The organism is Oliverpabstia sp. (assembly GCF_022785585.1).
GTDB lineage: Bacteria > Bacillota > Clostridia > Lachnospirales > Lachnospiraceae > Oliverpabstia > Oliverpabstia intestinalis.
In genome coordinates, this window is sequence record NZ_JALFPR010000033.1 from 1 (window position 1) to 7298 (window position 7298).

The following is a 7298-nucleotide window of genomic DNA, read 5'->3' on the forward strand; positions in this document are numbered from 1 at the left end:
GAGGTGTTTTGACATGAATATGTCAAAATCCCGAGACATACAAGCCAAAATGCCATCACCGAAGGTGATTTACGCGAGCAACGAGTCAAAGTCCGTGCTTGCACGGAACCTTGAGGAGTGCCGCGATAACGATAAAAAATCGCAAAGCGTGTTTTTATCGTTTAAATGCATTTTGGCTCGTAACTGTGAAGGTACTGAACAGTTACGAAAAAAGAATGGTTATGACAAGGAGGAAATTTTATTATGAAAAAAACATGGGCAGTAATGGGAACAGCAGTTGCAGTATCCGCAATGATCTTTACAGGATGTGGAAGCAGCAATACTACAACCGGTACAGATACAACACAGGGGTCTGAAAACACAGATACAGCAGCAACAGACACTCCGGCAGCTGAAGACAGTAAGGGAGGAGATTTCTCGGGACTGATCAGTCCGATATCCAGAGAGGAAGGATCCGGAACAAGAGGAGCTTTCATCGAACTGTTCGGTATCGAGACAAAAGATACCGATGGAAATAAAATTGATAACACCACAGATACAGCAGAAATCACCAACAGTACTTCTGTTATGATGACAACAGTTGCAGGTAATGAATATGCAATCGGTTATGTATCTCTGGGATCTCTGGATGACAGCGTAAAAGCATTAAAAATCGACGGTGCAGAAGCTTCTGTAGATACTGTAAAAGATGGTTCTTACAAAATTTCTCGTCCGTTTAATATTGTAACAAAAGATGGTTTGAGTGAGGTGGCAGCTGATTTTGTAAAATATATTATGAGCGAAGACGGACAGAAAGTAGTTGAAGATAACGGATATATCAGCCAGGGCAATGAAGGTGCATATGAAGCAGCAGGTCTTTCCGGTAAAGTAACTGTTGCAGGATCTTCTTCTGTCACACCTGTTATGGAAAAACTGGCTGAGAGCTATAAAAAACTGAATGCAGATGTGGAAATCGAAGTACAGCAGAACGATTCTACCACAGGTGTTACTTCTGCCATCGACGGAATCTGCGATATCGGAATGGCATCCAGAGAACTGAAGGATACAGAGACTTCTCAGGGTGTAACCGCAACACCGATCGCTCTGGATGGAATCGCAGTTATCGTGAACAAACAGAATCCGGTAGATGAGCTGACCAGTGATCAGGTAATGTCTATCTTCACAGGAGAAACGCAGGACTGGGCAGACGTACAGTAAATGATCAGAAACAGAAAAGAAACTGTTCCGTATTCCATAGAAAAGTGAAAGACGGAACAGTTTTTCTCTGAAAGAAGGAGTAACATGAAGGAAGCAAGAGAATTCATTATGAAATGTGTTTTCATCCTGACAGCATGTGTGTCAATCGCGGCAGTTGTATTGATCTGCATCTTTATGTTTGCAAACGGAATTCCGGCAATCGCAAAGATTGGACCATTGAATTTTCTGTTGGGAGAAAAATGGAAACCCATGAACAATATTTTCGGCATCCTGCCGATGATTGTGGGTAGTATCTATGTAACCGCAGGAGCAATTATTATCGGTGTTCCGATTGCTTTTTTCGCATCGGTATATCTGGCAAAGTTCTGTAACGAGAAATTATATAAAATTCTCAAACCGGCAGTGGAACTGATGGCAGGAATCCCATCGATCGTCTACGGATTCTTTGGTCTGGTAGTAATTGTTCCGATCATGCAGAAACTCATGGGAGGAAGCGGAAAAAGTGTTCTGACAGCATCGATACTGCTGGGAATTATGATTCTGCCCACCGTGATCGGTGTGGCAGAAAGCAGTATCCGTGCGGTTCCGGACTCCTATTATGAAGGAGCCCTGGCTCTTGGCGCCACACGGGAACGAAGTGTGTTCTTTGCAGTACTTCCGGGAGCAAAGTCAGGAATTCTTGCCGGTGTGATTCTTGGTATCGGTCGAGCCATCGGCGAGACGATGGCGGTGATCATGGTAGCCGGAAATCAGCCGGTGATACCGGGAAACCTGGCTATGGGTGTTCGAACCCTTACTTCCAACATCGTTATGGAGATGGGATATGCAACGGATCTTCACAGAGAAGCACTGATTGCAACGGCAGTAGTGTTATTTGTACTGATCCTGATCATTAATCTGTGCTGCAGTGCACTGCAAAGGAGGAGCGGACAGTGATGGAAAAGATAAAAGGTCAGCTGGAAAGTTACAAAGAACAGCCATTTTCTCTGGTGCTGCGGTTTTTGATGTGGATTACCACATTTCTTACCGTGGGGATCACAGTCTGTATCGTAGGTTATATCCTCATTCGTGGAATACCGAACCTTTCACCGGAGATGTTTGCCTGGGAATATAATACAGAGAATGTATCCATGATGCCAGCAATCATCAACACCGTTCTGATGGTACTTCTGGTATTACTGATCGCAGTTCCGGTGGGTATCGGCGCAGCTATTTATCTGGTGGAATACGCAAAAAGAGGAAGCAAACTGGTAAAACTCGTAAGGATCACAGCGGAAACGCTTTCCGGAATTCCATCGATCGTCTATGGTCTGTTCGGTTATCTGTTATTTGCAACAACATTCAGATGGGGTTATACCTTCCTGGGAGGTGCGCTTACTCTGGCGATTATGATCCTGCCTTTGATTCTTCGAACTACAGAAGAAGCACTGAAAGCAGTACCGGATTCCTTTCGTGAGGGAAGTTTTGGTCTGGGAGCGGGAAGACTGCGGACAATCTTCCGCATCATTCTTCCTTCTGCGGTACCGGGTATCGTATCAGGTGTGATTCTGGGTATCGGCCGTGTGGTAGGAGAGACGGCAGCACTGATGTATACAGCAGGTACTATCGCAAAAGTACCTGGACTGATGAGTTCGGGAAGAACGCTGGCTGTTCATATGTACGCATTGTTGTCCGAGGGACTGTATATGAAACAGGCATATGCAACGGCAGTGGTACTCCTGGTAGTAGTACTTCTGATCAATGCCGGTTCCGGCTGGATCGCGAAAAAACTGACAAAGAGGTAAGAAAATGGAGAAAGATAAATTTACGATAAAAGATCTGGATTTGTTTTACGGGGATTTTCAGGCACTGAAAAAGATTTCCATGCATATCCCGGAAAAAGAGATTACTGCATTTATCGGACCTTCCGGATGCGGAAAATCCACATTGCTAAAGTCCTTAAACCGAATGAATGATCTGGTAGAAGGATGTAAGATCACCGGAACACTGCTTCTGGACGGTGAACCAATCAATCAGATGAAAAATGTCAATTTGCTGAGAAAACGGGTAGGCATGGTATTCCAGAAGCCGAATCCGTTTCCTATGAGTATCTATGATAATGTTGCCTATGGACCGAGAACCCACGGAATCCGTAAAAAAAGCGAACTGGATGCGATTGTGGAAGATTCTCTGAAAAAGGCGGCAATCTGGGATGAGGCAAAAGACCGGCTGAAAAAGAGTGCACTTGGTATGTCCGGTGGACAGCAGCAGAGACTGTGTATCGCCAGAGCACTGGCGGTACAGCCGGAAGTCCTTCTGATGGATGAGCCGACCAGTGCGCTTGATCCGATTTCTACTACGAAAATCGAGGATCTGGCACTGGAACTGAAAAACCAGTATACTATTGTTATGGTTACCCATAATATGCAGCAGGCAGCCAGAATCTCAGACAAAACCGCATTTTTCCTTCTGGGAGAGATGGTGGAGATGAATGATACAGAAACCATATTTTCAAAACCGCAAGATAAACGGACAGATGATTATATCACAGGGAGGTTTGGCTGATGGCAAGACAGGCATATCAGGAGCAGCTGCTTAAGCTGAATGGAGAATTGATTGAGATGGGTGACCTCTGTGAGGAGGCCATGTCACTGGTGATGAAAGCACTCCGGGAAAAAGATGAGGAGATTGCGGTCAGTGTACATAAGATTGAACAGAAGATCGATCAAAAAGAAAGGGATATCGAAGCCATGTGTATGACACTGCTGCTTCGCCAGCAGCCGGTATCCGGGGATCTGAGAAGTATCTCTTCCGCACTTCGCATGATCGCGGATATGGAACGGATCGGAGATCAGACAGCAGATATCGCAGATGTATCCAGGCATCTGACAGATTTTCAGCTGGAAGTGCACCCGAAGATTTTTCATATGGGTAAAATTGCATCCAAGATGGTCAATGACAGTGTTAATGCGTTTGTACGCAAGGATGACAAACTGGCAGCAGAAGTGATTGCCACGGACGATCAGGTGGATCGGCTTTTTGAAGAGATCAAAATGGAACTGATGGAAGAAATTGCAAAAAATCCAAATAGTTCCGGCAGTGAACTGGACGTACTGATGATTGCAAAATATATGGAACGTATTGGCGATCATGCCGTGAATCTTGGAGAGTGGGTACACTATTATGTCTACGGTGAAAAAGTAGAAGGTAAAGACTGACAGTTATCTGAGACGAACGGAACAAAAAGAAAAATCCCGTACATGACAAAAAATCGATAAACGATTCTGTCATGTACGGGATTTTTATGCGGTCACAAACCAAAGTCTGTGACCGGTGGTGTTTCTTACAGTTCTTTACCGTCAACCACTTCGTCATATTCAGCACTGTCTAACAGTTCGTCGAAAGCATCGGCAGCGATTTCATATTCGTCATCGTCTTCGATGTTCTCGAGAGTTGGCTGCTGACCTTCTTCCTGGAAGAAACGGTATAAGAATACTTCACCGTCCTGGTTTTCGCCGTTCTCATCTAATGGCAGCAGAGCAATATATTTATGCTCGCCGGCAGGGAAGATGGTCAGGACGGCACAGACCAGTTCACTGTCATCGTCCAGGGTCAGGGTTACGGTTGCATTTGGGTTGGATAAATCAAGGTTGCAGTCGGATCCGCAGGTATCGCAGGAACCGGTACATGCGCTGTTTTCCAGATCACTCATAATAATAAAAACCTCACTCTTTCTTAATATGGTAGCTGTTCTGCATCAGCATAAAGATTGCAGAAAAAACAGCTATATCTATGTATACTTTAACAGAAGAAATCATAAAAAGCAATGGATTTTCTATTGACGGGAGAAAAATGTAGTTTTATACTTAACATATGTTGTCGAAGCAGACTGGCTCCGGCAGAATGTAAGAATGTAAAAATACATTCGAGAAAAGCAGGAGGAGAGATATTATGGATATCAAATTTATTAAAAGAGAAGAACTGCAGGAAAAACCGGATCAGAAGAAACTTGGTTTCGGTAAATATTTCGCTGATTACATGTTCACTATGGACTATGATGAAGGAATTGGCTGGCATGACGCAACCATTCGTCCGTACGGACCAATTGAGATGAATCCGGCTACTGTAGTTTTACATTATGCACAGGAAACATTTGAGGGACTGAAAGCATATAGAAGAGCAGATGGACAGATCCAGTTATTCCGTCCGGAGATGAATGCACGTCGTATGATCAATTCCAATGAACGTCTGTGTATGGCAACTATTCCGGAAGATATGTTTATCGAAGCCGTAAACGCACTGGTAAAAGCAGAAGAAGACTGGGTTCCGTCTGAACCGGAAACTTCTCTGTACATCCGTCCGTTTGCATATGCATGTGAGTCTTCTCTGGGCGTACACAAATCAAAAGCATATAAGTTCGTAATCATCCTTTCTCCTGTAGGTGCTTACTATGCAGAAGGTCTGGCTCCGGTTAAGATCATGGTTGAAGATGAATATGTTCGTGCCGTACAGGGTGGTACCGGATTTACAAAATGTGGCGGTAACTATGCAGGATCTATTATCGGTCAGGTAAAAGCTGAAAAATATGGTTGCTCTCAGGTACTGTGGCTGGATGGCCGTGAAAGAAAGTATGTAGAAGAAGTTGGTGCAATGAACATTATGTTCAAGATCGACGGCGAAATCTACACAGCTCCGATCGAAGGAACAGTACTTCCTGGTGTAACCAGAGATTCCATCATTCATATTCTGAAAGACTGGGGATACAAAGTAAATGAAACGCATCTGTCTGTAGATGATCTTATGCAGGCCGGAAGAGACGGAAGACTGGAAGAAGTATACGGAACCGGTACAGCAGCAGTTATCTCCCCTGTAGGCGCATTGGTTTATAAAGGAGAAGAAATCACAATTAATAACTTCAAGATTGGTGAACTGACTCAGAAACTGTATGATTATCTGACAGGCATCCAGTGGGGTAAAGAAGAAGACAAATACGGCTGGACAAGACTGGTAAAATAATAAAGAATAATTGTGCTGATATGCATAAGGAATATAAGAAAGGGCTGTCGCAGAAGATAATGATGCGAGAGCTCTTTCTTTATTGCGTTGCATATTAATAATTGGTTCGGTGGACCAATTTTGATTATGTTATCAAAGAGTTAAAGGTTATGATTACATGAGAAAAAAAGGACGGCTGTTGATATAGGACAGAAAGTCAGTGAGAAAAGAGCAGGAGAACAATATGGAACAAAGAAAAACACCATTACTGGACGCGATTGTTGATTATACAACAAACCGACCGGTATATTTTAAGATTCCAGGGCATCGATACGAAAAGGGAATCAGTCCCCGCTGGCGACAGTGGACAGGAGATGGCATCTTCCGGTTTGATCTGACAGAGGCAGAGGGACTGGATGATCTGCATGAACCGGAAGGCGTGATCCGGGAGGCACAGGAGCTGGCAGCGGAGGTATTTCAGGCAAAAAAAACCTATTTTCTGGTCAATGGAACAACCTGTGGAAATGAAGCGATGGTGCTTGCCTCGGTAAAAGAGGGTGAGAAGATCATGGTAGCAAGAAATGCCCACAAATCCGTACTGATGGGGCTGACACTTGGTGGGGCGGTTCCGGTTTATCTGATGCCGAAACAGGATCCGGTCACCGGCCTTTGGGGAAGCCTGGATCCGGAGACTGTAGAAGAGGGATTCCGACAATATCCGGACTGTAAGGCTGTTTTTCTGGCAAGCCCGACCTATTATGGTGTGTGCAGCAATATCCGTGCTATTGCCGATATCTGTCACAGACACGGGGCATTGCTTTTGGTGGATGAGGCACATGGAGGCCATCTGTATTTTCAGAAAGAAGGGACAGCTACGGAGACACTTCCCCGGGGAGCGATTCTTCAGGATGCAGATATGTGCGCGCAGAGCATGCATAAGGTAACGGGATCTCTGACCCAGAGTTCCCTGTTACATGTGGGAAGTGACCGGGTGGATCTGGGAAGACTGGAAGCCTGTCTGCATATGGTGCAGAGTACCAGTCCGTCCTATCTTCTGATGACATCCCTGGATGCGGCCCGGTATGAGCTGGCTCTTCACGGGGAAGAGATGCTGCAACGAGGTCTGA

General features: G+C 44.8%; 8 protein-coding genes. 7 read left to right on the top strand and 1 reads right to left on the bottom strand.

What is annotated here, in order from left to right:
• Positions 1–243: 243 nt before the first annotated feature.
• The 5 genes from MSA64_RS01820 (at position 244) to phoU (ending at position 4394) form a co-directional block, all read left to right on the top strand.
• Entirely contained in the window at positions 244–1197 is a 954-nt protein-coding gene (locus tag MSA64_RS01820) for a substrate-binding domain-containing protein (RefSeq protein ID WP_287890289.1), read from the top strand.
• 84 nt (positions 1198–1281) lie between these two features.
• Positions 1282–2133, top strand: coding sequence for a phosphate ABC transporter permease subunit PstC (pstC, locus tag MSA64_RS01825; RefSeq protein WP_154432261.1), 852 nt, complete (start codon positions 1282–1284; stop codon positions 2131–2133).
• Entirely contained in the window at positions 2133–2981 is an 849-nt protein-coding gene (gene pstA / locus MSA64_RS01830) for a phosphate ABC transporter permease PstA (protein WP_287890291.1), read from the top strand. Before pstC ends, pstA begins: the two co-directional genes overlap by 1 nt.
• Positions 2982–2985: 4 nt before the next feature.
• Positions 2986–3741: a phosphate ABC transporter ATP-binding protein PstB gene (gene pstB, locus MSA64_RS01835; RefSeq protein WP_287890292.1), complete on the top strand. Its 756-nt coding sequence runs from the start codon at positions 2986–2988 to the stop codon at positions 3739–3741.
• Positions 3741–4394, top strand: coding sequence for a phosphate signaling complex protein PhoU (phoU, locus tag MSA64_RS01840; protein WP_022173149.1), 654 nt, complete (start codon positions 3741–3743; stop codon positions 4392–4394). The genes pstB and phoU overlap by 1 nt, the downstream gene beginning before the upstream one ends.
• A gap of 125 nt (positions 4395–4519) precedes the next feature.
• Here the strand turns inward: phoU and MSA64_RS01845 are convergent, their stop codons facing one another.
• The gene (locus MSA64_RS01845) at positions 4520–4888 is read right to left on the bottom strand and encodes a DUF1292 domain-containing protein (RefSeq protein WP_022173150.1); all 369 of its coding nucleotides are present in this window, start codon (positions 4886–4888) and stop codon (positions 4520–4522) included.
• Between the two features lie 239 nt (positions 4889–5127).
• Between MSA64_RS01845 and MSA64_RS01850 the strand changes: the two genes are divergently transcribed.
• Together MSA64_RS01850 and MSA64_RS01855 are read left to right on the top strand one after the other, a co-directional pair.
• Positions 5128–6192 carry a branched-chain amino acid aminotransferase gene (locus tag MSA64_RS01850; protein WP_277663618.1) on the top strand — a complete coding sequence of 355 codons (1065 nt, stop codon included), beginning with the start codon at positions 5128–5130 and terminating at the stop codon, positions 6190–6192.
• 223 nt (positions 6193–6415) lie between these two features.
• Positions 6416–7298: aminotransferase class I/II-fold pyridoxal phosphate-dependent enzyme (locus tag MSA64_RS01855; protein ID WP_287890294.1), on the top strand; the 883-nt coding region annotated here is incomplete at its 3' end.